The organism is Auraticoccus monumenti, assembly GCF_900101785.1.
Taxonomy (GTDB): domain Bacteria; phylum Actinomycetota; class Actinomycetes; order Propionibacteriales; family Propionibacteriaceae; genus Auraticoccus; species Auraticoccus monumenti.
This window is the reverse complement of sequence record NZ_LT629688.1, coordinates 3073853-3099566: the sequence shown is the minus strand read 5'-3', so window position 1 is coordinate 3099566 and position 25714 is coordinate 3073853. Positions and strand designations below refer to the sequence as shown.

Genomic DNA, 25714 nt, shown 5'->3' with positions numbered 1-25714 from the left:
CGCACTTTCCCGGGCGGCCGGGAGAGGCCCGCCCCCGGCTCGCGGTCATGGTGCAAGATTGGGCGCATGACGCAGTCAGCAGGTCCGGAGTCCTTCGGTCGCGTGGCCGAGGACAAGACGGTCTACGTCCGCACCGCCGATGGTGAGCGGGCCGTGGGTCAGGTTCCCGACATGAGTGCCGAGGAGGCGCTGGAGTTCTACGTCCGGCGGTACCGGGCGCTCGAGCTGGAGGTGAACCTGCTGGTGACGCGGGTGCGCCAGGGCAACCTGTCCCCCGACGAGGCCCGCAAGTCGGTGGCCAACGTGCGCCAGAGCCTGGTCGACGCCTCCGCCGTCGGCGACCTGGCCGCGCTGGAGGGCCAGCTGGACTCCCTCGGGCCGGTGCTGGCCCAGCAGTCCGAGCAGCGCAAGGCGGCGCGGGCGGAGCAGAACGCCGCGGCCCGCGAGGCCAAGGAGAAGATGGTCCAGGAGGCCGAGAAGCTGGCCGCCGGCAACGACTGGCGCGGCGGTGTCAACCGGTTCCGCGACCTGCTGGAGGAGTGGAAGGCGCTCCCCCGCATCGACCGCAGCACCGACGAGGCCCTGTGGCACCGCTTCTCCACGGCGCGGACCTCCTACACCAAGCGCCGCAAGGCCCAGTTCGCCGAGCAGGCGTCCAAGCGCGACGCGGCCAAGGCGGTCAAGGAGCGCATCATCGCCGAGGCCGAGACGCTGGCCACGTCCACCGACTGGGGTGCCACCAGTGCCGCCTTCCGCGACCTGATGCAGCAGTGGAAGGCCGCCGGTCCCGCCCCGCGCGACGTCGACGACAAGCTGTGGGGGCGCTTCCGCGGTCTGCAGGACCAGTTCTTCGGGGCGCGGCAGGCCGAGCAGGAGGCCGAGGACGTGGAGTTCACGGTCAACCGGGAGGCCAAGGAGGCGCTGCTGGCCGAGTACGAGCCGCAGATCACCCCGGTCACCGACCTGGACGCCTCCCGCACCGCCTATCGCGCGCTGCTGGACCGCTGGGCCGAGATCGGCAAGGTCCCGCGCGACTCCATCCGCCCGCTCGACTCGCGGATGAAGGCGCTGGAGACCGCCGTGAGGTCGGCCGAGGAGGAGAAGTGGAAGCGGACCGACCCGGAGGCCCGCGCCCGGGCCGAGGAGACCGCCGCCAAGCTGCGCGACCAGATCGCCACCCTGGAGCAGAAGGCCGAGGCCGCTGAGGCCAAGGGCAAGACCAAGGACGCCCAGTCCGCGCGGGACGCGGCCGAGACCTACCGCAGCTGGTTGGAGCAGGCCGAGAAGGCGGTCGCGGACTTCAGCGGCTGAGCTCCTGGGTCTGGTTGGCCGCTCTGCTGCGCCGGTCGTCATCTGGCGCTGGCCGTATGGGAACGCGATGAGTGCCGTCGTGCACGAGCTCGACCGAGCGACAGACGCGTCGGGCAGCCTCGTACCCGCATCAGAAGGGGCAGCCGGACCGCTGGTCCTCGATTGATCAGATCGGCGGCCTCCGGGTGAACAAGCCGCGTGCTCCAGGCCGGGGGGGCGTGGCCCGCGCCCAGAACCGCGTCTGCCGATGAACAGGGCAGGAGGCGCGAGGCGTTTCCCACAGCCGACGCGGCACCGGAAGTACTCCACAGATTCGAATACGCATCCGATTCTGTCGGTGGTTCGCCGTACATTGAGGTCATGACGAAGCACCGCACCGACGCCGCAGCCACCCTGCTGGCCGACGTGCGCGCCGACCGCGCAGCCGAGAACGCCGCCGCCGCCCGGATCCTCGTCAGAGCCGCGGAGTGGGCCGACCTCCACCCACCGGTCGAAGACGACTACACCGCCTCCGCCACCCTCGGCGGCCGCCCCACCGGGGCACCACTGGCTGGTGAAGGGACGCCGCAGGTGGATGAGGGCTGCATCGCCGAGCTCGCCGCGGCGCTGCGTTGCTCCACCGACGCCGGCACCACCCTCATCGGCCAAGCCCTCGAACTACGGCACCGACTCCCCCGGCTTTGGGCCCTCGTCCACACCGGCAAGGTCGCCCCGTGGCAGGCCCGCCTGGTCGCCGGACGCACCATGCACCTCACCCGAGAAGCAGCGACCTTCGTCGACGACCAGGTCGCCGCAGTCACCGGGAAGATCGGACTCACCCAGCTGGACCGGCTGATCACCACCGCGATCACCCGCTACATGCCCGCCGAGGCGGAACGGCAGCGGGTCGAGGCGGAGGAGAAGCGCCGCTTCGACATCTTCCACGACCAAGACGGCCGCCGACACGGCCTCGCGGAGGTGGTCGGGGTTCTCGACCTGCCCGACGCCCTCGACCTGGACGCCGCCATCGGTGCGGGAGCGCGGATGCTCGCCGAGGCCGGAGTCGACAAGAGCCTGGACGTGCGTCGCTCGATGGCCGCCGGTGAGCTCGCCCGCTCCCAGCCCGCGCTCGACCTCACGACTACGAGCGAGCCCGGACCACTCGGCGACCCGGCGGACCAGCCCCACGACCCGACGACCACCAGCTCGGCGCCCGGGCCAGCATCCACGACCCTCCGGCCGCATCGGGCACCGTCGCAGGTGACCCTCTACGTCCACCTCTCCGCCGACGCCCTCACCGGCCGAAGCCAGCAGCCCGGATGGGTCGGGAACACCGGCACCCCCGTCACCGCCGACCAGATCCGCGACTGGTGCGGACGCCCCGACACCACGATCACCGTCCGACCGGTGATCGACCTGAACACCACGTCGTCCGTGGAGGGCTACGAGGTCCCGGACCGGATCCGCGAGCACATCGCCCTGCGCGACCGGACCTGCGTGTTCCCCTGGTGCAGCCGACCCGCCCACCCCCGCTCGACGCGCCAACGCAGCGACGGCACCGACACCTGGTCCACCGACGCCGACCACATCCAGCCCTTCGCCGCGGGTGGCGAGACGTCGACCAACAACCTCGCACCCCTGTGCCGCAAGCACCACCGACTCAAGACCCACACCCGCTGGCGCTACCGGATGCTCGCCCTCGGCCACTACGAGTGGGCCAGCCCCCACGAACTCCGCTTCCAGCGAGGACCCGACGGCAGCACCGTCGACCTCTCGCCGGAAGAACCCAAACCAGCGGCCCGGATACGACATGAGCAGGCATCCGCCCATGCCGCTGATCCGCCGCCGGAACCGTCGGCTGCTCGACCTCGCACGCCCGCGCTGACCACCGCCGGCTGAACACCTCGACAGACTCCACCCAGGCTGAGGAGACAGGCTCTCCTCGGCCTGCCGGTGCTCCGGCGTCGACCAGCCCGCTCGGGAACCGAAGTCTTGCGCCAGGGCACTGTCTGTTCGTGCCGGCCCCTGCAGGCTCCGGCGTCGCCCCCGCAGACCTCCATCAACGCGGCACCCTGGCTGGCCATGCATCGAGAGCGGCACATCCTCCGGGTGAGGCAGGCGTCCGGTCACCCTGGACCCCGGCGACGTGCTGATGCAGATGCAGATGCACATGACGGTCTCGGTGACCTGCTGCTCCGCGGTCCCAGCTCTCCCCGATATCGACAGGCAGCGACGTCGCCACCACACGCTCAGCGATGGGGCGTCCGGAGCGAACACGGAATACGGCGGTGCGAGGTGCCCTTGCACCGGGGTGAGCACTGACGACAACAGCACCCCCGACACCCGCCGAGCCCTCGTCGTGGGGGCCTCCGGCATCACCGGGTCCGCCCTCGTCGACCAGCTGGACCGCGACGGCTGGGAGGTCTCGGCGCTCTCTCGCCGGGCCAGCAGCACGGGCAGGGTGCGCGGTATCGCCGCCGACCTCCGCGACCTTGGGAGCCTGCGGGCGGCCCTCGCCGAGGAGCGGCCCACCCACGTCTTCTTCACCGCCTGGCAGCGCCAGGAGACCGAGGCCGAGAACATCGCCGTCAACGGGGCCATGGTCCGCGACCTGCTCGCCGCCCTCGCCCACGCACCGCTGCAGCACGTGGCCCTGGTCACCGGGCTCAAGCACTACCTCGGCCCCTTCGAGGCCTACGCGGCGGGCGAGATGCCCGACACCCCGTTCCACGAGGAGGAGCCCCGCCTGGACACCCCCAACTTCTACTACGCCCAGGAGGACGAGCTGTTCGCCGCCGCCGCCCGCCAGGGCTTCACCTGGTCGGTGCACCGCTCCCACACCGTGATCGGCTACGCCGTGGGCAACGCGATGAACATGGGGCTCACGATCGCGGTCCAGGCCGCGCTGGCCAACCACCTCGACCTGCCGTTCGTCTTCCCCGGCAGCGAGGAGCAGTGGAACGGCCTCACCGACATGACCGACGCCGGCCTCCTCGCCGAGCAGATGGTGTGGGCCGCCACCGACCCCGCCGGGGCGGACGAGGCGTTCAACATCGTCAACGGTGACGTCTTCCGCTGGCGCTGGATGTGGCCCCGGCTCGCCGCCCACCTCGGGGTCGAGCCCGACCGTGTCGTCGGCTACGAGGGCCGGACGCGGCCCCTGGAGGAGCAGATGGCCGAGCACCAGCACCGCTGGTCCGAGGTCGCCGCTGCGCACGGTCTCGCCGAGAGCGACGTCACCCGGCTCGCCTCCTGGTGGCACACCGACGCCGACCTCGGCCGCGAGATGGAGGTCGTCACCGACATGGGCAAGAGCCGCGACGCCGGGTTCCTCCGCTACCGCCGGACCGAACAGGCCTTCGTCGACCTCTTCCGGCGCTACCGCGCCGAGCGCCTCATCCCCTGAGGGTCGCCGCCCTCGGGTACCTGCTCCCGAGATCCGACGCCTTGCGTCCTACTGCTTGATCCGGAAGACGTCGTAGACCCCGGGCACCCGGCGGATGCCACCGACCAGGTGGTCCAGGTGCTTGGGGTCCGGCGTCTCGAAGGTGAGCCGGATCTTGCACAGCCGGTCCTTGGTCGTGTTCACCGTCGCGGAGTGGATCGACACGTGCTGGTCCGAGATCGACCGGGTGATGTCGGACAGCAGCCCGTTGCGGTCGATCGCCTCCACCTGGATCGCCACCAGGAACGAGCTCGCCGCGGTCGGCGCCCAGGAGACGTCCACCAGACGCTCGGACTGTCGCTGCAGGTCCTTGGCGTTGGTGCAGTCCGTGCTGTGCACCGACACCCCCGAGCCACGCGTGATGAAGCCGAGGATGTCGTCCCCGGGCACCGGCGTGCAGCACTTGGCCAGCTTGACCCACAGGTCGGTGTCGCCGTGCACGGCCACGCCCGTCTCCCCGCCACCCGGCTGGCGCCGGCGCGGACGGATGGGACGGTCCTCGTGGGTCTCGTCCAGGGCGCCCTCCTGGCCGCCCTCGGTCCCGATCAGCTTGGTGATCACCGCCTGCGGGGCCACCGTGCCCTCGCCCACCGCGGCGTACAGCCCAGCCACGTCGGCCACCCGGAAGTCCGCGGCCACCGCAGTCAGCCGGTCCAGGGTCAGCAGACGCTGCAGCGGCAGACCCGAGCGGCGCATCTGGCGCGCCAGCAGGTCCTTGCCGCTCTCGATCGCCTCCTCGCGCCGGCTCCTGGTGAACCAGTGCCGGATCTTGTTCCGGGCCCGCGGGCTCTGCACGAACTCCAGCCAGTCCCGGCTCGGACCGGCGTCCTCGGCCTTGGAGGTCTGGACGTCCACCACGTCGCCGTTGGCCAGCGGGGACTCCAGCGGCACCAGCCGCCCGTTCACCTTCGCCCCGACGCAGCGGTGACCCACCTCGGTGTGCACCGCGTAGGCGAAGTCCACCGGGGTCGAACCCTGCGGCAGGGGGATGACGTCCCCGCGCGGGGTGAACGCGTACACCTCCGAGGAGTTGATCTGGAACCGCAGCGACTCCAGGAACTCCCCCGGGTCGTCGGTCTCGCGCTGCCACTCCGTCAGGTTCTGCACCCAGCTGAGGTCGTCGGGCATGGTGCCCTGACCCCGCGCCTGCGCCTTGTACTTCCAGTGCGCCGCCACGCCGTACTCGGCCTTGCGGTGCATGTCCCAGCTACGGATCTGCAGCTCGACCGGCGCCCCCTGCGGACCCATCACCGTGGTGTGCAGCGACTGGTACAGGTTGAACTTCGGCATCGAGATGTAGTCCTTGAACCGCCCCGGCAGCGGACGCCACCGCGCGTGCAGGATGCCCATCACCGCGTAGCACTGCTGCGGCTCCTCGACCAGGATGCGCAGCGCGACCAGGTCGTAGATGTCGGAGAAGTCCCGACCCCGGACCACCATCTTCTGGTAGATCGAGTAGTAGTGCTTGGGTCGACCGGTCACCGTCGCCTTGATCTTGGCCGCCTTGAGGTCGGCCTCGATCAGCTCGGTGATCTGCTGCAGCGACTTCTCCCGCTGCGGCGCCCGCTCGGCCACCAGGTGCACGATCTCGTCGTAGATCTTGGGGTGCAGCACCGAGAACGCGAGGTCCTCCAGCTCCCACTTGATCGCGTTCATACCCAGCCGGTGGGCCAGCGGGGCGAAGATCTCCAGCGTCTCCCGCGCGATCCGGGTCTGCTTGTCGTGGCGGAGGTAGTGCAGGGTCCGCATGTTGTGCAGCCGGTCGGCCAGCTTGATCACCAGCACGCGGATGTCGCGGCTCATCGCCACGATCATCTTGCGGATGGTCTCGGCCTGGGCCGACTCCCCGTACTTGACCTTGTCCAGCTTGGTGACGCCGTCGACCAGCTGGGCGACCTCGCTGCCGAAGTCGCGGGTCAGCTGCTCCAGCGTGTACGGGGTGTCCTCCACCGTGTCGTGCAGCAGCGCCGCCACCAGGGTGGCCTCGGTCATGCCCAGCTCGGCCAGGATGGTGGTCACCGCCAGCGGGTGGGTGATGTAGGCGTCCCCGGACTTGCGGGTCTGGCCCCGGTGGTAGTGCTCGGCGGTCCGGTAGGCCCGCTCCACCACGGCCACGTCGGCCTTGGGGTGGGCGGTCCGCATCGCCTTCATCAGCGGGTCCAGCACCGCGGTCTGGGGCTGCTTGGCCGCACCGAGGCGGGCCAGACGGTGGCGCATGCTCAGCCGGGGCTGCTCCGGTCCGGAGACGAGGCGGTCCGGTGCGTGGTCGGGGACGGGTGCGGGGGCTGGTCCGGGCGTGGGCGCGGCGGGCTTCGCGGCCTCGCGGGGAGCCTCACGCTCGCCCACCTTCTCGCTCACCCGAGCCTCCCTCCCTGTGGTCGGTCAGTCTACGGTGCGCCGGACCGCTCCCGGCGCCGCCGCGGTGACGTTCGTGCAACGAGATCGCGGCCGGGCGTGTTCCCGGCCGGCGGCGCAGCTCACCAGCCGGCGTCGTCGTTGGACTGCTTGCTCCCGCGCTCCTTGGGCAGCGTCTCGGTGACGATGTCGCTGGTGCTGCGCCGCACCACCACCAGCTGGTCGCCCGGCTCCAGCACCGCCACCGTCGGGTCGTAGTACCGGCGCAGCACCTGGTTGCGGACCACCGCCATCACCCGCTCCTGGACGTCGCTGGGCGAGTGGCCGACCTCGTCCGCGGTCACCTGCCGCTCGGCGATCTCCAGCCCCTCACCCGAGGTCAGCAGGTCCTCGATCACCGTGCCGATCGACGGGTTCACCGCCGACAGCCCGAGCAGCCGGCCGACCGCGTCCGAGGACGTCACCACCGCGTCGGCCCCGGACTGGCGCAGCAGCGAGACGTTCTCGTGCTCGCGCACCGAGACCACCACGTGCGCGCTGGGGTTCAGCTGACGGACGGTCAGCGTGCACAGGATGGCGGAGTCGTCGCGGTCCAGGGTGATCACCACCTCGCGGGCCCGGCTGATCTCGGCCCGACGCAGGATGTCCCGGCGGGTGCCGTCGCCGTCGATGGAGGCCAGCCCGTCCAGGTTGGCGTCCTGCAGCGCGCTGGTCCGGCCGTCGATCACCACCACCTTGTCCATCGAGATGCCGTTGCGCCGCATGGTGGCCGCGGCCGCCCGGCCCTTGGTGCCGTAGCCGACCAGCACGACGTGGTTGCGCATCTGCTTCCTCCAGCGAGCGTCGATCAGGATCCGGCGGCCCTCGGTGGCCAGCACCTCGATGGCGGTGCCGACCAGGAGCACCAGGAAGAGCACCCGCAGCGGGGTCACGACCAGGGCGTTGATGATGCGGGCGTGCGGCAGCAGCGGGCTGATGTCGCCGTACCCGGTGGTCGACATCGTCACCGTCGAGTAGTACAGCGCGTCGATCAGGTCGACGCCGTCCTTGCCCGTGTTGTCCACGTAGGCGTCCCGGTCGAACCAGACCAGCAGGGTGCACAGGAGCAGCAGCCCGACCGCCGCCCCGGCCCGCACCAGCAGCGCCCGGGTGGGCGTGGTGGCCCGCGCCGGCATCTGCACCAGCGGCTGGTAGCGCGACATGCTGCCGTAGCGGTTCTCGGGCACGGTCGGGCTCGCTCAGTCCGCCCGGACCAGCGCGCTGACCTGCAGCCCCGCGTCCTCCAGGCGCTGCCGACCGGGCAGCGACCCCAGCTCGAGCACCACCGACACGCCGACCACCTGCGCCCCCAGCCGGCCGAGCAGGTCCGCGGCGGCCAGCACCGTGCCGCCGGTGGCCAGCACGTCGTCGACCAGCAGCACCCGGGCCCCGGCCGCGACCGCGTCGGCGTGGACGCTGAGCGTCTCCTGCCCGTACTCCAGGTCGTAGGCCTGGTCCAGGGTCGCCCGCGGCAGCTTGCCGGGCTTGCGCACCGGGACGAACCCCGCGCCCAGCGCCAGCGCGACCGGTGCGGCGAACAGGAAGCCGCGGGCCTCGGTCCCCACCACGACGTCGACGTCGCGCGGCGCCGCGGCCACCATCTCGGTCACCGCGGCGGAGAACCCGCCCGGGGAGGCCAGCAGCGGGGTGATGTCCTTGAAGGTGATCCCGGGCCGCGGCCAGTCCGCGACGTCGACCACCAGCTGCTCCACCAGGGCCAGCCGCGAGCCGCGCAGCTCCGCCACACCCGTGCTCACGGCTTCCGCCTCCGGCTGCGGGGCTCACGACGCGGCTGCGGCCGCTTGGCCGCACCCTCGCTGAGCACCGACGTCCGCGGGTCGGACGGCTGCTGCCAGCGGGTGGTGGCGCTCCCGGCCTCCTCCACGGCGATCTCGGGGCCGGTCGGCTCCGCGGCGGGCTCGTCGTCGGAGGCCGCCTCCCGCTCGAGCACGGCGAGCGAGGTCGCGGCCCGTCCGCCGCCCGAGGTCGTGCGCTTCCCGGCGGCCGGTGCCGGTGTCTTCGCCAGCCGTCGCTCGACGTTGCGACGGTGCTCGACCATGCCGGGCTCGCGCTCCTTGAGCTTGGCCAGCACCACCGCGGCCAGGAAGATCGAGGAGTACGCCCCGGCCACCATGCCGACGAAGAGGGCCAGCGCCAGGTCCTTCAGGGGCCCCTGCCCCAGCACACCGGCACCGGCGATCAGCAGCGCCACCACCGGCAGCACACCGATGATCGTGGTGTTCAGCGAACGCACCAGCACCGCGTTCAGTGCGGCGTTGGCCGCCTCGGTGTAGGTGCGACGCTGCTCGCGCAGCCCGGCCACGTTCTCCCGGACCTTGTCGAAGACCACCACCGTGTCGTAGAGGGAGTAGCCCAGGATGGTCAGGATGCCGATCACCGTGGCCGGGGTGACGGTGAACCCCGACCACGCGTAGACCCCGACGGTGACCACCAGGTCGTGCAGCAGCGCGGCCATCGCCGCCACCGACATCTTCCAGTCCTTGAAGTAGATCCAGATCACCAGCATCACCAGGACGAGGAAGATCCCCAGCGCCAGCAGCGCCCGCTCGGTGATCTGGTCCCCCCAGGAGGCGCCGATCAGGGAGTAGGCCACCTCCTCGCTGCCGACGCCCACCTCCTGCGCGATGGCCTGACGGACCTGGCTCACCTCGTCGACGCTCAGCGCCCGGGTCTGCACCCGCACGGTCGAGTCGCCGATGGTGGTCACGGTGGTGCCGTCGAAGTCCGGCAGCGCGGTGGCCTCCATGGCCCCGCGCATGTCGTCGACGGTGCTCTCCTGGACCGCGGTGGCGGCCTGGAAGTCTGCACCGCCCCGGAACTCGATGCCCAGGTTGAGCGGGCGGACCACCAGGCCGAGCACGCTGAGCAGCAGCACGACCGCGGTGATCACGAACCAGCGCCGCCAGCGACCGAGGAAGTCGTAGGCCAGGGTGCCGGTGTTCAGCCGGCGGATGAAGTCGCGCATCATGCCTCCTGGGCCGGACGGGCGGTGCCGCCCCGGGTGATCCGCTCGGCCAGGGCCCCGGCCGGGGTCAGGGGTCGACGTCGCCGTCGGGTCCCGACGTTCTCGGGGTCCAGCCCCGACCACTTGCTCCCGCTGCTGAAGAACTTCGTCCGGGCCAGCAGCGACATCAGCGGCTTGGTGAAGAAGAAGACCACCACGATGTCGATCAGCGTGGTCAGCCCGAGGGTGAAGGCGAAGCCCTTGACCGAGCCGATGGCCAGCGCGAACAGCACGACGGCCGAGAGCAGCTGGACGGCGTCGGCGATCAGGATGGTGCGCTTGGAGCCGTCCCAGCCCACCTCGACCGCCGAGCGCAGGCTGCGGCCGTCGCGCAGCTCGTCGCGGATCCGCTCGAAGTAGATGACGAAGCTGTCAGCCGTCATGCCGATGGCCACGATGGCCCCGGCGATGCCGGGCAGGTTGAGGGCCATGCCCACCGACTCCCCGAGCAGCACCAGCATCGCGTAGGTGAGGGCGGCGGCCACGACCAGGGAGCCGATCACCACCAGCGCCAGGCCGCGGTAGACCAGCACGCAGAAGCCCAGTACCAGGGCCAGACCGATGATGCCGGCCACGAAGCCGGCCTGCAGCTGCTCCCCACCCAGGGTGGCCGACACGTTGTCCACCGAGGACACCTCGAAGGCCAGCGGCAGGGCGCCGTAGCGGAGCACGTTGGCCAGCTGGGTGGCGGTCTCCTGGTCGAAGCCACCCTCGATCTGGGCCCGCCCGCCGGGGATGGACTGGCTCAGCGACGGGGCCGAGATCGACTGCCCGTCCAGGACGATGGCGAAGCGGTTCTGCGGCTCGGTCCGCTGGGACAGCTCGCCGGTGGCCCGCTCGAACAGCTCCGCACCCTCGGCGTCGAACTCCAGGTTCACGACCCACTGGAACTGGTTCTGCGGGATGCCGGCCGAGGCGTCGGCCAGCTGGTCACCGTTGATCAGGGTCGGGCCGAGGAGCAGCTTCTGGGTACCGCTCTGGTCGCAGGCGAACAGCGGCTGGTCGGAGACCTCGGGGACGTCCTGGTCGCAGGTGAAGGCGGCGAACTCGGCCTGGTCCTGCTCGGTGGGCTGCCACTCCAGCGCCTGCTCCGGCGGGGTGCCGGTGCCGGGCTCGGTCGGGCGCGGCGTGGGCGGCGCGGTCGGCAGCTGCACCGGAGGACGCCGGTCGCCCGTGGCCGAGGGGCTCGGGGCGGCACTGGGCCCGGGGTCAGCGCTCGCCGAGGGGTCAGGGCTCGCGGAAGGATCCGCACCCGGGTCGCCCGGCGCCGGCGACGGCTCGACCGGGGGTTGCACGGCCTGGACGTCGTAGACCGCGCGGAAGGTCAGCACCGCCGTCTGCCCGACCAGGCGCACCAGCTCGTCCTGCTGCACGTTGGGCACCGACACCACGATCTGGTTGCCGTTGGAGGTGGTCACCTCGCTCTCACCGACACCCAGGCTGTTGACCCGCTGCTCGATGATGTCGCGGGCCTGATCCAGGCTGTTCGGGTCCACCGACCCGGCACCGGTGCTGTTGGAGGCCGTCAGCGTGATCGTGGTGCCACCCCGCAGGTCCAGACCCAGCTTGGGGGTCCAGATGCTGAAGGCCGCCATCAACGCGTAGAGCCCGGCGGTCACCAGGGCCAGCACCAGCAAGGTGCGTCCTGGGCGTGGGTGTCTGCTGGCCACGTGCTCGTCCTCGGGGGTTCAGCGCGCCTCGGTGGGCGCGGGGGTGTTCGGGCGCGGTCGTCCGCCGGGCAGGGGCCCGGTGCTGCTCAGGCCTCGGTGCGCGGGGTGCGCTCCTGGCGCGGGTCGTCGTCGGCGGGGCGTCCGTCGGCCGGGTCGGAGGCGCCGAGGGTGCGTGCCTCCTCGTCCAGCTCCAGGTCGTCGTCCACCGGCAGCTCGCCGGCGGCAGCCGGGTCGGCCTGGATCGGGACGACCTGCACGATCGCCTGCTTCACCACGAAGCTGGTGACACCCGGGGCGAGCTCGACCTCGACGGCCGTGTCGTGCACCGTGGCGACCGTGGCGTAGAAGCCGTTGGCCAGCAGCACCCGGGTCCCTGGGGCCAGCGAGGTGAGGGTCTCCCGCTGGGCCTTCGCCCGCTTCTGCTGCGGGCGGATCATCAGGAAGTAGAAGGCTGCCACCATCAGGATCAGCAGCAGCGGGGTGGTGAACTGTTGTGGCATGGCTCCGCATCACGCTCGACGATGGTCCGACCTGCGGTGCGCACGCCGGTGAGGGCGTGCCCGAGCGACCACCGCAAGTTGCTGACCGCGGGAGTCTAGCCCGCTGCCCGGGCAAAGGGCGACTGCCGCGACCGGCCCGGCGAGCCCCCGTCGGGCCTCAGCTGAAGAGGTCCTCCCCCGAGCCCGGTGCGCCGCGCGGGGCGGTCAGCCCCAGGTGCGTCCACGCCGCGGGGGTGGCCACCCGTCCCCGGGGGGTCCGCATCAGCAGGCCCTGGCGGACCAGGAACGGCTCCGCCACCTCCTCCACCGTCTCCGGCTCCTCCCCCACGGCGATGGCCAGGGTGGACAGCCCGACCGGTCCGCCGGAGAAGCGGCGGCAGACCGCCTCCAGCACCCCGCGGTCCAGCCGGTCCAACCCCCGGTCGTCGACCTCGAACAGCTCCAGCGCGTCCTGGGCCAGCGGCAGGGTGATCCGGCCGTCGGAGCGCACCTGGGCGAAGTCGCGCACCCGGCGGAGCAACCGGTTGGTGATCCGGGGCGTGCCGCGGGAGCGGCGGGCGATCTCGGCCGCGGCGTCGTCGGCGAGCTCCACGCCCAGCGTCTGCGCGGAGCGGAGCAGGATGGCGTGCAGGGAGGAGTGGGCGTAGAAGTCCAGCTGGGCGGTGAAGCCGAACCGGTCCCGCAGCGGCCCGGGGAGCATGCCGGCCCGGGTGGTCGCCCCGACCAGGGTGAACCGCGGGATGTCCAGCGGGATGGCGGTGGCGCCCGGACCCTTGCCGACCACCACGTCGACCCGGAAGTCCTCCATCGCCAGGTAGAGCATCTCCTCCGCCGGTCGCGACATCCGGTGGATCTCGTCCAGGAAGAGGACCTCGCCCTCGCCCAGCCCCGACAGGATCGCCGCCAGGTCGCCGGCGTGCTGGATGGCCGGCCCGCTGGAGATCCGCAGCGGCGCCGACATCTCCTGGGCGATGATCATCGCCAGGGTGGTCTTGCCCAGCCCGGGCGGCCCGGAGAGCAGCACGTGGTCGGCGACGGCGTCGCGCTGGCGGGCGGCGGCCAGCACCAGCCCGAGCTGGTCCGACACCCGGGGCTGGCCCTGGAACTCCGCCAGGGTGGCCGGTCGCAGCACCGACTCCACCGCCCGGTCGGCCTCGTCGGCCTCCGGGTCCACCGGTCGTCGGACGTCGTCGGGCTCGACGGCGCTCACCGGCTCACGTCCGTGCCAGCGAGCGCAGGGCCGCGCGCATCAGCTCAGCGACCGGCGGCTGCGGCTCGGTGCCGGCCAGCTCGCCGACCCGGTCGCAGGCCGCCTCGGCGTCCCGGGCCGACCAGCCCAGCCCCTGCAGACCGGTGGCCACCTGCTCCCGCCAGCTCTCCCGGGTGGAGGTGGTCGCCGGCAGCCCCGCCGCGCTGGTCAGCGACAGGGCGCCGATCTTGTCCCGCAGCTCCACGCAGATCCGCTCCGCGCCCTTCTTGCCCACCCCCGGCACCCGGGTCAGGGTGACCACGTCGTCGGTGGAGATGGCCTGGCGCAGCTCGGCGGGGCTGAGCACGGCGCAGGCGGCCTGGGCGATCCGCGGGCCCACCCCGGAGGCGGTGAGCAGCAGCTCGAAGCAGTCCCGCTCGTCGGTGTCGGCGAAGCCGTACAGCGTCAGGGAGTCCTCCCGGACCACCAGGCTGGTCTGCAGGGTCGACCTCTGGCCCAGGCGCAGCCCGCTCACGGTCTGCGGGCTGCAGTGCACCAGGGTGCCGAAGCCGCCGATGTCGAGCACGGCGGAGGTGGCGCCGACCGCGGTGACGGTGCCGGTGAGGTGGGCGATCACGAGACCCTCCTGGGGGTGGTGCGGGGCAGCCGGGCGGGACGCGCGTGGGCGGCCACCGCCTCGGCGTAGCGGTTGACGGCCGGCCCGCGCCAGACGTGGGCGATGGCCAGGGCGACGGCGTCGGCGGCGTCGGCGGGACGGGGTGGGGCGTCCAGCCGGAGGATGCGGGCGACCATCGCCCCGACCTGGGCCTTGTCGGCCCGGCCGGAGCCGGTGACGGCGGCCTTGACCTCGCTGGGGGTGTGCAGGACCACGGGGAGCCCGTGCCGGGCGGCGACCAGCATGGCGACCCCGGCGGCCTGGGCGGTGCCCATCACGCTGGTCACGTTGTGCTGGGCGAAGACCCGCTCGACGGCCACCACGTCGGGGCGGTGCCGCAGCAGCCACTCCTCCACCGCGACCTCGAGCCGGACCAGCCGGCGGGCCACGTCCAGGTCCGCGGGGGTGCGGGCGACCCCCACGTCCACCAGGGTCGGCGCCCGGCCGGGGACCCCGTCGACCACGCCGAACCCGCAACGGGTCAGCCCCGGGTCGATCCCCAGCACACGCACGGCACTCCTCGCAGTCGAACAGACGTTCGGGAGCCTACCGGCAACCACGCCGCCCACCCTCGTCCCCAGCAGGGTGTGTCGGCCACCACCCGCCACCCCCAAGACCCGATCCAGCGGTCACCACCAGAAGGCCCCGCGGTGAGATCTGCAGCGAGGGAGACCCAGCACCGGTCGCACCCTGAGCAGAGCTGCTGGTCCCGGGGAGGGACGTCGGGGTGCGGTCGGGCGTCGGGGAACTCCTCCGAGGAACGAGGAGGAGGCTCCCCTGGGCGGGACGTCCCTCCCCGGGACCAGCAGCGGACCCAGCGGACGCCCCGCCTGCACGAGACGACCCGAGCGCAGCCGGGCGTGGGTTAGAGCGCGGCGAGGGCTTCCTCGGGGACGTCGACGTTGGTGTAGACGTCCTGCACGTCGTCGGAGTCCTCCAGCGCGTCGACGATGCGCTCAACCTTCTCGGCGACCTCGGCGTCGACCTGCTGGGTGAAGTCGGGCACGAAGGAGACCTCGGCGGATTCGTAGTCCAGGCCCGCCTCCTGGACCGACGTGCGGACCGCCACCAGGTCGGCGGGGTCGGTGATCACCTCGAACACCTCGCCCAGGTCGCTGACCTCCTCGGGACCGGCCTCGAGCGTGGCCTCCAGCAGGTCGTCCTCGGTCAGGGTGCGCCCGTCCTGCTCCTTGGCGACCACGACGACGCCCTTGCGCTGGAACATCCGCGCGGTGGAGCCGACGTCGGCCATGGTGCCGCCGTTGCGGGTGACGGCCACCCGCACCTCGGAGGCGGAGCGGTTGCGGTTGTCGGTCAGGCACTCGATCAGCATCGCGATGCCGGCCGGGCCGTAGGCCTCGTAGTAGAGCGTCTCGTAGTCGGCACCGCCGCCCTCGGCACCGGAGCCGCGCTTGACCGCGCGGTCGATGTTGTCGTTGGGCACCGAGCTCTTCTTCGCCTTCTGGATGGCGTCGTAGAGGGTGGGGTTCCCGCCGGGGTCACCGCCGCCGAGCCGGGCCGCCACCTCGACGTTCTTGATCAGCTTGGCGAACAGCTTGCCGCGCTTGGCGTCGATGACGGCCTTCTTGTGCTTCGTCGTTGCCCACTTGGAATGCCCACTCATAGCAGTCAAGGCTACAACGCCGCCCCGACGCCCAGGACGTGCCGCTCAGGACGCCGGACCGGTCCCGTCGGCCACGGCGACCTCGTGCCGGATCACGCTGTCCGCGACCCGGTAGCCCAGCGAGTGGTAGGGCTCCAGCGGGCCACCGACCCGCAGCGTGTCCACCCCGAGCCCGGCCGCCTGCAGCCCGGCGTCGGCGAAGGAGCGCATCGACCGGACCAGCAGCGCCCGGGCCAGACCGCGCCGTCGCCAGCTCCGCCGCACCCCCAGCCACTCCGTCCAGCCCTGGCTGAACCCCTGCGCCTCCCACTCCGAGGGGTCCCCGGAGCTGATCGCGTACCCGACGACCTCCCTGCCGGCGGTCTCGACCGCCAGCCAGGACCACTCCGGGCGCGCGGTCGGGCGGTGCCGCCAGGCGTCCCACTCCTGCGTCGTCACCGGACGGGCCCGGTACACGTCGGCGAAGGCGTCGTTGTGGGCGGCCCGGACGTCCTCGGACCGCTCGGCGCTCCAGGGGACCAGCTCCACCTCCGGCGGCACCACCAGCGGCGGGAGGTCGTCGGACAGGGCGCGGAACAGGTCCAGGTGGCGCCGCACCGGCACCAGCCCCAGCCGCCGGTACAGACCGAGGCGGCCGGTGGACTTCTCGTCGGAGTGGGCCACCACCAGGCACTGCCCGTCACCGTGGCGCCGGGAGACGTGGCTGCCCGCCTGCCGGATCTGCCAGGCCAGGAGCCGGCGCCCGATGCCCAGCTGGCGCCAGCTCGGGTGGACGCCACCGGAGAGGAAGACCTGGTGGTAGCCCGGGCGGGAGTCGGTCAGGATGTTCCAGCCCAGCGCGACCGCCGACCCGCCGTCGAAGCCCAGCACGGTGTGGGAGGCGGCGTCACCGCAGCTGGCCGGGAGGTTGGCCTGCAGCTCCTCCACGGTGTGCCGCTCCGCCGGGTCGTCGTGGCGCTCGATCTCGGCCAGCAGCTCGTGCACCACGGCCACGTCCTCGGGCCCCACCGGGCGCCACCGCAACGGTGTCACCTCGTCCAGCGCGTGCCCCACGGACCGACCCCTTCGTCGTCGTCGCGCCCGGGGACCCGTGTCACCGGACGGACGACCAACCTATCGCCAGATCCGCCGACGCGTCCCGGAGCCACCCTCGGTGGCCGGTGCCGTCGCGGACCAGACCCGCCGCCAGGACGCGGTCGGGACGGGCTCGGCGGCCGGGTCGGTGAGGTGCTCCCACCAGGTCCGGGCGTCCTCGTCCAGGAGCGCACGGACGCGGTCGCGGACGCGCTCGGCGACCTCCTGGTCGGTGCCCTCCAGCTCGGTCAGCGGGGTGCCGAAGCGGACCGCGACCCGCAGGCCGCCGTCCTCCAGCAGGTCGGCGGGGCCGGGTCGCCGGGCGGGCAGGGCGAAGCTGCCGCGCACCGCGACGGGGACCACGGTGGCGCCGGTGCGCCGGGCCAGGGTGCCCACCGCGGGGTCGAAGTCGCCGACGGTGCCGTCCGGACTGGGACGGCCGTCGCCGAACACCAGCAGCGCCTCGGCGCCCGCCGAGGTCACCGGACCCAACCAGCGCGGGAGCCGGGCGGCGGCGCGGAGGGCCGCCGGGGCCAGCACGCGGGTCGAGACCGACAGCCGCTGCGGGAGCGCGGCCAGCACCAGCTCGGTGTCCCGGGGGTGCTGGTGGTTGGCCACCAGGAGCCAGCGGCCCGGCACCAGCAGCTGCTCCGCCCCCGTGACCTCCAACGAGGTGCCGGCGGCGGCCACCGGCCGGTCCAGGGTGGCGTGGCGCCACTCCGCCAGGCCCCCGCCGGCGACCTCACCGGGACGGCGCACCGGCGCGGGCGCGTCAGCCGGGGGCGTGGGCCAGGACGCGCGGCGGACGGCGTCCAGGTCGCCGCGGACGGTGCGGAGACGCCGGAGCACGCTGGCCCGCGAGGCGGGGGTGGCCCAGGTCGGCAGGGTGCGAGGGGTGGCCACCTCAGCCACCCACCACGTCGGTGACCAGCCCCGGCGGGGTGTGCAGGTGGCGGATGGTCGGGGTGCGCCCGACGGAGTCGGAGACGATCTCCAGCGCGTCGGCCAGGGTGGTGGCCGCCCGGAAGCCGAGCCGGGCCGCCACCGCGCGGTCGGCGCCCACCCAGACGACCTCGCCGACGCCGGCGCGGGCGGCGGCCAGCTCGTACCAGAGCTGGAAGGGCAGCACACCGGCGTGGGCGTGGTGGTGGCGGTACAGGCTGGCGTACCACTCGTCCTCGGCGAAGCGGTCCTCGTGCCCGGCCACCTCGGCCGGGTCGGTGGTGACCCCGAGCACGTCGGCGTAGAAGTCCGCCGAGGCCGGGTGCACCCGGGCGGAGAAGGACGGGGTCAGCGGGTGGAAGGCGATCACCGCGCCCCCGGGCCGGACCGCGGGGCGACCGGTGGTGGCCCCGAGCCCGCCGGCCAGCGCGGACCAGGCCGCCACCAGCGGGTCGACCGCCGCACCGGGGTTGAACGGGGTGCGGTGCGGGACGCCGGTGACCAGGACGTCGGCCTGCCCGGTGACCCGCACCTGCTCCTGCTCGGCGAGCCGGGCGCGGGCCCACTCCCCGGCGGCGGCGGACGAGCCCTGCGCGACCGCCACCAGACCGCGGTCGGCCGGGGCCTGGAGCAGGGTGCGGGCCTGGTCGGTGCTGAGGTCGGCCAGGCGACGCAGCCCGAACCAGGCGAGCCGGTCGCGGAGCTTCCACTCCCACTCCCGGCGCCCCAGGAACTCCAGCGCGGGCGGGTGGCTGACCTGGTCCAGGACCAGCACCACGCTGACCAGCGGCAGCGCGGCCACGGCGGCAACCACGTCCGCGGCCACCTCCTCGGCGGCGGCGTCGCGGCCGCGCAGACGGCGCTGGGTGGGCAGGGCGGAGACGTTCTCCAGCAGGGTGCGGCCGGGGTCGTCGGCGCGCTGCCGGGCCACGGAGACGTCGACGACGAGGTCGGACTCCACCACCCGGGCGTCGAGCTCGACCCCGGGCACCAGCTCGCGCAGGCGGGAGCGGTCGAGGGCGTCGTGGCTGCGCAGTCGGCCGTCGGCCAGGAAGGAGCGGACCACGCGCTCCCCGAGCAGCTCGGTCAGCTGGCGGTCGGTGGGGCGCGGGCCGACGCCGTTGGCCACCAGCACCACGACGTCGTCCACCCCGGCGCGGGCCGCCAGCTCGAGCACCTGCTCCACGACCCGGCGGCGGGGGTCGACCCCGTGCCCGGGGGCCTCCTGCAGACCGGTCACGGTGATGGTGAGGCGCTGACCCGGCTGCAGCCGCTCGGCCAGCGAGCCGGTGTCCAGCCCCTGCTCCAGGGCGGTGGCGATCGCGGTGCCGGGGTCGGTGCGGCGCCCGGAGGTGTCGGCGGGGTAGACCACCTCGGTGCCCACCGGGAAGGACTGCAGACGCAGGCCGTCCCCCTCGGGGACCAGCAGCGGCGGCGTGCGGTCGTCGACGGTCAGGACGAAGCCCGGGCGAGCCATCAGGCCCTCGCTTTCTCGTGCTCGCGGCTGCGAGCGGTGGTTCGGGAGACGGGGACGGTCGGTGCGGGGGTCATGAGCGGCTCGGGAGGCTCCAGCGCGGCTGCTGCGCGCTGGCCCGCCACTCCACGACCGACCACTGCTGGCTGGTGGCCGCACGCATCAGGGCGACGTCGGGGCTCACCACCACCGGGTTGCCCACCGTGGAGAGCATCGGCAGGTCGACGTGGGAGTCGGCGTAGGCGTGGCTCCGGGCCAGGTCGACGTCGTTCAGCGCCGCGTAGTGGCGCAGCCAGGCCGCCCGGGACTCCCCCACCATCGGCGGCCCGGAGAGGAAGCCGGTGCAGCGTCCGGCCGCGTCGGTGGCCAGGTCGGCGGCCACGATGACGTCGAACAGCGGCTCCAGCGGCCGGGTCAGCGGCCGGATGGCCCCGGTGATCAGCACCGTGGTGTGCCCGGCCGCGCGGTGCTCGCGCAACCGGCGGACGGCGTCCGGGGACACCCGCTCCAGGATGGACGGCGCCATCGCGGTGTCGACGAACTCCTCCAGCGCCGCCAGGTCCGCGCCGGCGTAGCGGCGGTAGACCGAGCGCAGGAAGGTGCCGCGGTCACGCCGCTCGGCCCGCAGCCACAGCGGCAGCCGGCGCACCACGTCGGCCACCTCGCGCACCCGCGAGACCGCGCCGAGCTCGGGCAGCCGGGCCCAGAGGTAGGTCTCCACCACGTTGCCCGACATCACGGTGCCGTCGAGGTCGAAGGCGGCCAGCACCTTCTCCGGCGCCTCCTCCGGACGGCTGAGGTCGCGGTAGGTGCGGGGACGCTGCCCACGGCGGCGGCGGACGGCGTCCATCCGGCGCACCGGCTCGGTGACCGCCGGGCAGTGCACGTCCTGCAGGTAGGTGCGCCAGTCGTAGGCGGTGGAGTCGAAGGCGAAGGCGTCGACGTCCTCGGGGTGCAGGCTGCGGTGCAGCGCCAGGGTGTTGTCGTCGACGAAGTGCAGCTCGGACTGGCCGTACTCGTTGTAGAGCGACAGGTAGCGCCGCAGGAAGCTGAGCTCCTTGGTGGTGCGGTCCAGCTCCTGGGCCATCCGGCGGGTGGTCTTGGAGCGCGGGGCCAGCGAGATCGCCCGGTCGGCCAGCGAGGCCGCCCGCTCGGAGGTGAACAGCAGCCGCTCCACCGAGGCCGCCCCGGGGAAGTGCCACTCCGGCAGCGCCGCGGCCCCCCGCGCCCCGCCCTCGAAGGGGTGGGCCAGGAAGTAGTCGCGGATGTAGCCGTAGAGGTCGCGGAAGTTCAGCGGGTTCCGGGCCCCGGAGTTGGAGTGGTAGTAGACCGGCTCGCCGATCTCGGGCTCGGTGGCGCAGACCGCGACGATGGCGTTCACCACGAAGTCGCAGGGCACGATGTCGACCACCGAGTCCGGGGAGGCCGGGAACTCCGGCAGCTGGCCCTTGCCGTAGGCCAGGATCAGCGGCTCGGCCATCTTGAAGCCCTCGATCCACCCCGGGTAGGGGTGCTTCCAGGACGACTCCACGATGGCCGGGCGCACGACGGAGACGCGGATGTCCTTGCCGACCTCGGCGACGACCTTCTCCCCCAGCGCCTTGGTGAAGGTGTAGACGTCGGTCCAGCCCAGCGACCGGGCCCGCTCGGTGCCCGCCTCGACCAGCTTCTTCTGCACCCACTCCTTGCGTCGCCGCTCGGTGTCGGCGGCGGTGGTAAGGTAGCCGGCCTGGCGGTGCACCCGCTCGGCCTCCTTGCGCAGCCGGGTCAGCTGCTCCGACGTCCGGGACTGGGCCTCGACCAGCTCCAGCATGGCCAGCCCGGCCTCGGTCTCGGCCTGCGGGTCCACGTCGTGCTCGTGGGCGGCCTCGCGGATCGCCCCGCGGCGCCGGCCGGCGGTGTAGGCGGTGGAGATGTGCACGTAGTGCGGGACCTTGGTGCGCTCCCCGTCGGGCCCGGTGACCGCGGCCAGCATCTGCTCCATCAGCGCGCGGGTGCCGATGGTGTTGGTGCGGAAGGCCTGGTCGATCGGCGGGTCGAAGGAGACGTCCCCGGCGCAGTGCAGCACCACGTCGAGGTCGGCGGGCAGGGCCGGGACGTTGGGCAGGTCGCCCTCGATCACCCGGACCCGGGCCTCCAGCAGCTCCTCGGCCCCGCCGGCGGCCTCGCGCAGCTCGGTGAAGATCTTCTTCTTCAGCAGGGCGACCACCCGGTCCCGGGCCGGGGTCGAGCCCTTGCGGCGGACCAGCACCGCGGGGGTGGTGCCGGGCAGCTCGGTGAGCACCTTCCACAGGATCTGCTCGCCGATGAAGCCGGTGACGCCGGTCATCACGATCACCTTGCCGGCCAGCAGGTCCCTCAGCCGGCCGTCCAGCAGCGGTCCGGTGCCACGGCCGGGAGCCTGGCCCTGGAGCCGGCGGAAGGCGCTGGCCGGAGCGCTCACGAGCGGTCCCCCTCGTCGGGGCGGACGTCGTCGGGGTGCTCCCCGGCGGCCACCCGCAGGGCCTCGGGCAGCCGGAGCGAGCCGACGTAGAGGGCGGTGCCGATGATGGCCCCCTCGACGCCCTCGCCGACCAGCCCGTGCAGCCGCGCGACGTCCTCCAGCGTGGTGACCCCGCCGGAGGCGACCACCGGAGCGTCGGTGCGGGCGCAGACCGTGCGCAGCAGCTCCAGGTTGGGCCCGGCCAGCATGCCGTCGGAGGCCACGTCGGTGACCACGTAGCGGGCGCAGCCGGCCGCGTCGAGGCGCTCCAGCGTCTCCGCCAGCTCCCCGCCCTCGCGGGTCCAGCCGCGGGCGGCCAGCCGGGTGCCGCGGACGTCCAGCCCGACCGCGATCCGGTCCCCGTGCTCGGCGATCACCTCGGCCACCCACTCGGGCTGCTCCAGGGCGGCGGTGCCGATGTTGACCCGGCGGCAGCCGGTGGCCAGGGCCCGCTCGAGGCTGGCGGCGTCGCGGATGCCACCGGAGAGCTCCACCTGGAGGTCGACCGCCGCCACCACGTCGGCCAGCACCGCGGCGTTGCTGCCGCGGCCGAAGGCGGCGTCGAGGTCGACCAGGTGCAGCCACCCGGCCCCCTCCCGCTGCCACCGCTGGGCGGCGGCGACCGGGTCTCCGAAGGTCTTCTCCGTACCGGCCACGCCCTGCACGAGCTGGACGGCCGAGCCGTCGATCACGTCGACGGCGGGGAGCAGCTGGAGGGCGGTCGGGCTGGGGGTACTCGGGTGCACCCGCCGACCCTATCCGGGCCCCGTCGCCTCCCGCACCTCGACGACCGGGGGCTTCGGGAGCCGGCCTGGGCGGTCAGTGACCGCGGCGCGCGACCCGGTCGAGGAACTCCAGGGCGGCGTTCCCGGCGCCCGGGCGCAGCCACCCCGGCGGCACCGGCAGGGACCGCACCTCGACCCCGGTGCCCTCGAGCACGATCGGCAGGGTGACCAGGACCGTGGAGGGGAAGCTCAGCACCAGCCGCTCCACCGGGCCGGCGGCCAGCTCGACCTCCAGCGGCAGCGAGAGCCGCTGAACCTCCAGACCCAGGTCGGCGACCACCCCCAGCTTGGTCTCGTCCTCGCGGCGGTGGGCGAGGTAGCGCCGCAGGCCCTCCTCCTCGGCCAGCCGGGCCACCGCCTCCAGGTAGGGCTGCCGGGCCACCACCCCCGTCTCGACCAGCGAGCTGCCCACCAGCACCGCCCCGTCGACCACCTGCGGGGCGGGGTGCAGGGTGCGCAGCCAGCGGTAGCGGTTGCGCCGGACGCGCAGCCCGACGTCGTCCAGGGGCATCGCGGTGAACAGCTCCAGCGGCCGCGAGGTGAGCACGCTGGTGGTCATGGCCGCCCGCCGGCGCTGCAGCGCGCCCGGCTCGGCGACGTGCCAGCGCACCATCGCCTCACCGGCGGCGATGCGGTCGGCGAACTCGAGGGTGGCCGAGCCGTCGTCGACGACCACCACGACGTCGCCGGTGAAGGCGGTGAGCAGGGACTGGATCAGCCCGGAGAACGGGTCACCCAGCACGAGCCGGCGGGCCCGGCGGACCCGTGGCACCAGCCCGGCCAGCAGGCGTCCGGGACCGCGGACGTCCTGGCGCGCCTCGCACCACTCGACCCGGGCGCGTGAGCCGGCGACCAGCTGCATGGTGGCCCGGAGCTGGCGCCGCGACTCCTCCCGGCGGGGGGCCAGCACCACCACGTCCGCCTCCATGTCGGGGCTGGCGGACAGCCACTCCACGGCGTTGAGGAGCTGGGCCGGGCTCTCGACGAGGGCCAGGGTCTCACTGGCGGGCACGGGATCCTCTCGGGCGCGACGAGCCCGTCCGGACCGCCCTGCGGCGGGCGGCCCGGACGGGCGGGTGGTCGGCGGGTGGGTCAGGCGGTGGCGCCGACGCGACGCAGCTTCTTCATGGCCGCGAGCTCGCCCTCGTAGATCTTCTTGACGCCGTCGCCGCGGGCGGCCTCGATCACGCGGATGTCGCGCACCAGGCGCTCCAGGCCCTGCGGCTCGACCGAGGCGGCCTGGTCCGAGCCCCACATGGCGCGGTCCAGGGTGATGTGGCGCTCGACGAAGACCGCACCCAGGGCCACCGCGGCCAGGGTGGTCTGCAGACCGGTCTCGTGGCCGGAGTAGCCGATCGGGACGTTCGGGAACTCTGCGGCCAGGGTGTTGATCATCCGCAGGTTCAGCTCCTCCGGCTTGGCCGGGTAGGTGCTGGTGGCGTGCAGCAGCACGATGTTGCTGCTGCCCAGCACCTCCACCGCGTGGCGGATCTGCTCCGGGGTGGACATGCCGGTGGAGAGCACCACGGTCTTGCCGGTGGCGCGCATCCGGCGCAGCAGCTCGTCGTCGGTCAGGGAGGCCGACGCCACCTTGTAGGTCGGCACGTCGAACGTCTCCAGGAAGTCCACCGAGGGCACGTCCCAGGGGGAGGCGAACCAGTGGATGCCCTGCTGCTTGCAGTAGGCGTCGATCTGGGCGTACTCGTCCTGGCCGAACTCCACCCGGTGGCGGTAGTCGATGTAGGTCATCCGGCCCCAGGGGGTGTCGCGCTCGATGTCCCACTGGTCGCGCGGGGTGGCGATCTCGGGGGTGCGCTTCTGGAACTTCACGGCGTCGCAGCCCGCGGCCACGGCTGCGTCGATCAGCGCCATCGCGTTCCGCAGCTCGCCGTTGTGGTTGATGCCGATCTCGGCGCAGACGTAGACCGGCTGGTCGGCGCCCAGGGCGCGGTCGCCGATGGTACGGGTGGGAGCTGCAGAGCTCATGGGTGTCCTCTCGGAGGGGTGGCAGTGAGGTCCCAGACAACACGCGCCACCGCCGGAAACCGGCATCCGAAAGGCCGCTGGAGATCCATTTCACCGGCTGTTCACCGGATGGTCACCGACCGAGCCGCCTTCGTCCACCACGCCTGCGTAGACACGTACTGTGCGCACCCGTGACTTCCGACCCAGCCTCGGCCCGAGCAGCAGCCGGAACCGGCTGACCCTGGTGGTCCCGGTCCTGGACCAGGGCGCCAACACCACGGTCAAGACCCTGCTGAAGGGGCTGGACCCGCGGATCAGCACGGTGCTGGTCGACGCCACCGCCGACGGGGACCCCCGTGGCCGCGTGCAGCGTGCGGTGGACCGGCTGCCCGGCGCGCGGCGCCTCGACGTCACCGACCGCGCCGCCGGCCCCGGGCACCGGCGTTCGGAGGCCATCGCCCTCGCCCTCACCCAGCTGGACACCGACTGGGTCACCGTGGTGGACGCCGGCGACTTCGTGGTGCCCGGGTTCCACGCCGCGGTGCTCGACGCCGCCGTGGCCGTGGACGCCCCGCTCGTCGGCTTCAACCACACCCGGGTCCGCGGCCCGGTCCGGGTGCCGGAGAGCAGCCACCCCACCGGCGCCCCCACCGTCCGCGAGCCGGCCTGGCGTGGTCTGCTCGGGCGCGGCAACCGGGTCGGGCGGCTCTGGTCCCAGCTCGTGCACCGCTCCGCCCTCGAGGCCGTCGAGTCCCCCTGGCTGGACCCGCGGCTGCACCACGGGGCCGTGGTCCGGCTCGGCTGGCAGCTGCACCTGGCCGCCGCCCGGAGCGCCGCGGTCACCGTCCCCGGGTACTTCCGGGTCAACGACCACACCACCGACGACAGCCCGGAGGCCCTGGTGGGCCGGGTGCGGGCCTACCAGCACGCCGTGGACGCCGCCCGCGACCACGTGCACTCCGGCGAGCTGGTGCCCGAGGCCGTCGGGGCGGCGCTGCGGGCGGTGGTCCGCCAGGCCCGCGCCGAGGCCGAGGCCGGTCGCCGTCCCAGCCGGCAGCTGGTCGGGCTGAGCGAGGAGATCCGTGCCTCGGTCGGCCGACGCAGCCTGTCCCGGGCCTGGAGCACCCTGGACGCCGCCGAGCAGCGGCTGATCACCGACCTGCCGTCGGTGGCCTGACC

General features: G+C 73.3%; 21 protein-coding genes. 4 read left to right on the top strand and 17 right to left on the bottom strand.

Going from position 1 to position 25714, the window contains the following annotated elements:
- The first annotated feature begins 66 nt into the window (after nucleotides 1-66).
- The 3 genes from BLT52_RS14300 to BLT52_RS14290 all read left to right on the top strand — a co-directional run bounded on the left by BLT52_RS14300 (nucleotide 67) and on the right by BLT52_RS14290 (nucleotide 4696).
- A complete protein-coding gene (locus tag BLT52_RS14300) occupies nucleotides 67-1311 on the top strand; it encodes a DUF349 domain-containing protein (RefSeq protein ID WP_090594508.1) in 1245 nt (414 codons plus the stop codon).
- Nucleotides 1312-1671: 360 nt separating this feature from the next.
- Nucleotides 1672-3189, top strand: coding sequence for an HNH endonuclease signature motif containing protein (locus BLT52_RS14295; RefSeq protein ID WP_090594507.1), 1518 nt, complete (start codon nucleotides 1672-1674; stop codon nucleotides 3187-3189).
- Nucleotides 3190-3601: 412 nt separating this feature from the next.
- A complete protein-coding gene (locus BLT52_RS14290) occupies nucleotides 3602-4696 on the top strand; it encodes an SDR family oxidoreductase (RefSeq protein WP_197679052.1) in 1095 nt (364 codons plus the stop codon).
- 48 nt (nucleotides 4697-4744) lie between these two features.
- On the opposite strand, the gene BLT52_RS14285 is transcribed toward BLT52_RS14290, so the two are convergent.
- The 17 genes from BLT52_RS14285 to BLT52_RS14205 form a co-directional block, all read right to left on the bottom strand.
- A complete protein-coding gene (locus tag BLT52_RS14285; protein WP_090596801.1) occupies nucleotides 4745-6952 on the bottom strand; it encodes a RelA/SpoT family protein in 2208 nt (735 codons plus the stop codon).
- Between the two features lie 260 nt (nucleotides 6953-7212).
- Nucleotides 7213-8292 carry a potassium channel family protein gene (locus BLT52_RS14280; RefSeq protein WP_090596803.1) on the bottom strand — a complete coding sequence of 360 codons (1080 nt, stop codon included), beginning with the start codon at nucleotides 8290-8292 and terminating at the stop codon, nucleotides 7213-7215.
- A gap of 36 nt (nucleotides 8293-8328) precedes the next feature.
- Nucleotides 8329-8865 carry an adenine phosphoribosyltransferase gene (locus tag BLT52_RS14275; RefSeq protein WP_407922629.1) on the bottom strand — a complete coding sequence of 179 codons (537 nt, stop codon included), beginning with the start codon at nucleotides 8863-8865 and terminating at the stop codon, nucleotides 8329-8331.
- 17 nt (nucleotides 8866-8882) lie between these two features.
- Entirely contained in the window at nucleotides 8883-10115 is a 1233-nt protein-coding gene (gene secF / locus BLT52_RS14270) for a protein translocase subunit SecF (RefSeq protein ID WP_231946324.1), read from the bottom strand.
- A complete protein-coding gene (gene secD, locus BLT52_RS14265; RefSeq protein ID WP_090594504.1) occupies nucleotides 10115-11824 on the bottom strand; it encodes a protein translocase subunit SecD in 1710 nt (569 codons plus the stop codon). The genes secF and secD overlap by 1 nt, the downstream gene beginning before the upstream one ends.
- Before the next feature lie 86 nt (nucleotides 11825-11910).
- A complete protein-coding gene (yajC, locus tag BLT52_RS14260; RefSeq protein ID WP_090594502.1) occupies nucleotides 11911-12324 on the bottom strand; it encodes a preprotein translocase subunit YajC in 414 nt (137 codons plus the stop codon).
- A 157-nt stretch (nucleotides 12325-12481) separates the two neighbouring features.
- Nucleotides 12482-13534: a Holliday junction branch migration DNA helicase RuvB gene (gene ruvB, locus BLT52_RS14255; protein WP_090594501.1), complete on the bottom strand. Its 1053-nt coding sequence runs from the start codon at nucleotides 13532-13534 to the stop codon at nucleotides 12482-12484.
- Nucleotides 13535-13538: 4 nt separating this feature from the next.
- The gene (ruvA, locus tag BLT52_RS14250) at nucleotides 13539-14150 is read right to left on the bottom strand and encodes a Holliday junction branch migration protein RuvA (RefSeq protein WP_090594499.1); all 612 of its coding nucleotides are present in this window, start codon (nucleotides 14148-14150) and stop codon (nucleotides 13539-13541) included.
- Entirely contained in the window at nucleotides 14147-14692 is a 546-nt protein-coding gene (gene ruvC, locus BLT52_RS14245; RefSeq protein WP_197679386.1) for a crossover junction endodeoxyribonuclease RuvC, read from the bottom strand. Before ruvC ends, ruvA begins: the two co-directional genes overlap by 4 nt.
- A gap of 362 nt (nucleotides 14693-15054) precedes the next feature.
- Nucleotides 15055-15813, bottom strand: a complete 759-nt coding sequence (locus tag BLT52_RS14240; protein WP_090594495.1) for a YebC/PmpR family DNA-binding transcriptional regulator — start codon at nucleotides 15811-15813, stop codon at nucleotides 15055-15057.
- 45 nt (nucleotides 15814-15858) lie between these two features.
- Nucleotides 15859-16866, bottom strand: a complete 1008-nt coding sequence (locus BLT52_RS14235) for a GNAT family N-acetyltransferase (RefSeq protein WP_090594494.1) — start codon at nucleotides 16864-16866, stop codon at nucleotides 15859-15861.
- A 60-nt stretch (nucleotides 16867-16926) separates the two neighbouring features.
- Nucleotides 16927-17790 carry a lysophospholipid acyltransferase family protein gene (locus BLT52_RS14230; RefSeq protein ID WP_157677143.1) on the bottom strand — a complete coding sequence of 288 codons (864 nt, stop codon included), beginning with the start codon at nucleotides 17788-17790 and terminating at the stop codon, nucleotides 16927-16929.
- Nucleotide 17791: 1 nt separating this feature from the next.
- A complete protein-coding gene (locus tag BLT52_RS14225; protein WP_090594490.1) occupies nucleotides 17792-19306 on the bottom strand; it encodes a lactate racemase domain-containing protein in 1515 nt (504 codons plus the stop codon).
- Between the two features lie 70 nt (nucleotides 19307-19376).
- Nucleotides 19377-21746, bottom strand: a complete 2370-nt coding sequence (locus BLT52_RS14220) for an HAD-IB family hydrolase (protein ID WP_331712544.1) — start codon at nucleotides 21744-21746, stop codon at nucleotides 19377-19379.
- Entirely contained in the window at nucleotides 21743-22531 is a 789-nt protein-coding gene (gene priA, locus BLT52_RS14215; RefSeq protein WP_090594489.1) for a bifunctional 1-(5-phosphoribosyl)-5-((5-phosphoribosylamino)methylideneamino)imidazole-4-carboxamide isomerase/phosphoribosylanthranilate isomerase PriA, read from the bottom strand. The genes BLT52_RS14220 and priA overlap by 4 nt, the downstream gene beginning before the upstream one ends.
- A 73-nt stretch (nucleotides 22532-22604) precedes the next feature.
- A complete protein-coding gene (locus BLT52_RS14210; protein WP_090594487.1) occupies nucleotides 22605-23582 on the bottom strand; it encodes a hypothetical protein in 978 nt (325 codons plus the stop codon).
- An 80-nt stretch (nucleotides 23583-23662) separates the two neighbouring features.
- Nucleotides 23663-24556 (bottom strand): N-acetylneuraminate synthase family protein, encoded by an 894-nt coding sequence (locus tag BLT52_RS14205; RefSeq protein ID WP_090594486.1) that lies wholly within the window; start codon nucleotides 24554-24556, stop codon nucleotides 23663-23665.
- 160 nt (nucleotides 24557-24716) lie between these two features.
- Here BLT52_RS14205 and BLT52_RS14200 point away from each other — a divergent pair, with 160 nt between their 5' ends.
- On the top strand, nucleotides 24717-25712 hold the full coding sequence (locus tag BLT52_RS14200) for a hypothetical protein (RefSeq protein WP_090594484.1): 996 nt from the start codon (nucleotides 24717-24719) through the stop codon (nucleotides 25710-25712).
- Nucleotides 25713-25714: the final 2 nt, after the last annotated feature.

Coding starts and splice junctions, on each gene's coding strand:
- BLT52_RS14205 (WP_090594486.1), bottom strand. CDS start 24,556: ATGAGCTCTGCAGCTCCCACCCGTACCATCGGCGACCGCGCCCTGGGC.
- yajC (WP_090594502.1), bottom strand. CDS start 12,324: ATGCCACAACAGTTCACCACCCCGCTGCTGCTGATCCTGATGGTGGCA.
- BLT52_RS14280 (WP_090596803.1), bottom strand. CDS start 8,292: ATGTCGCGCTACCAGCCGCTGGTGCAGATGCCGGCGCGGGCCACCACG.
- BLT52_RS14240 (WP_090594495.1), bottom strand. CDS start 15,813: ATGAGTGGGCATTCCAAGTGGGCAACGACGAAGCACAAGAAGGCCGTC.
- BLT52_RS14295 (WP_090594507.1), top strand. CDS start 1,672: ATGACGAAGCACCGCACCGACGCCGCAGCCACCCTGCTGGCCGACGTG.
- BLT52_RS14225 (WP_090594490.1), bottom strand. CDS start 19,306: ATGGCTCGCCCGGGCTTCGTCCTGACCGTCGACGACCGCACGCCGCCG.
- BLT52_RS14285 (WP_090596801.1), bottom strand. CDS start 6,952: ATGCGCCACCGTCTGGCCCGCCTCGGTGCGGCCAAGCAGCCCCAGACC.
- BLT52_RS14300 (WP_090594508.1), top strand. CDS start 67: ATGACGCAGTCAGCAGGTCCGGAGTCCTTCGGTCGCGTGGCCGAGGAC.
- secF (WP_231946324.1), bottom strand. CDS start 10,115: ATGCGCGACTTCATCCGCCGGCTGAACACCGGCACCCTGGCCTACGAC.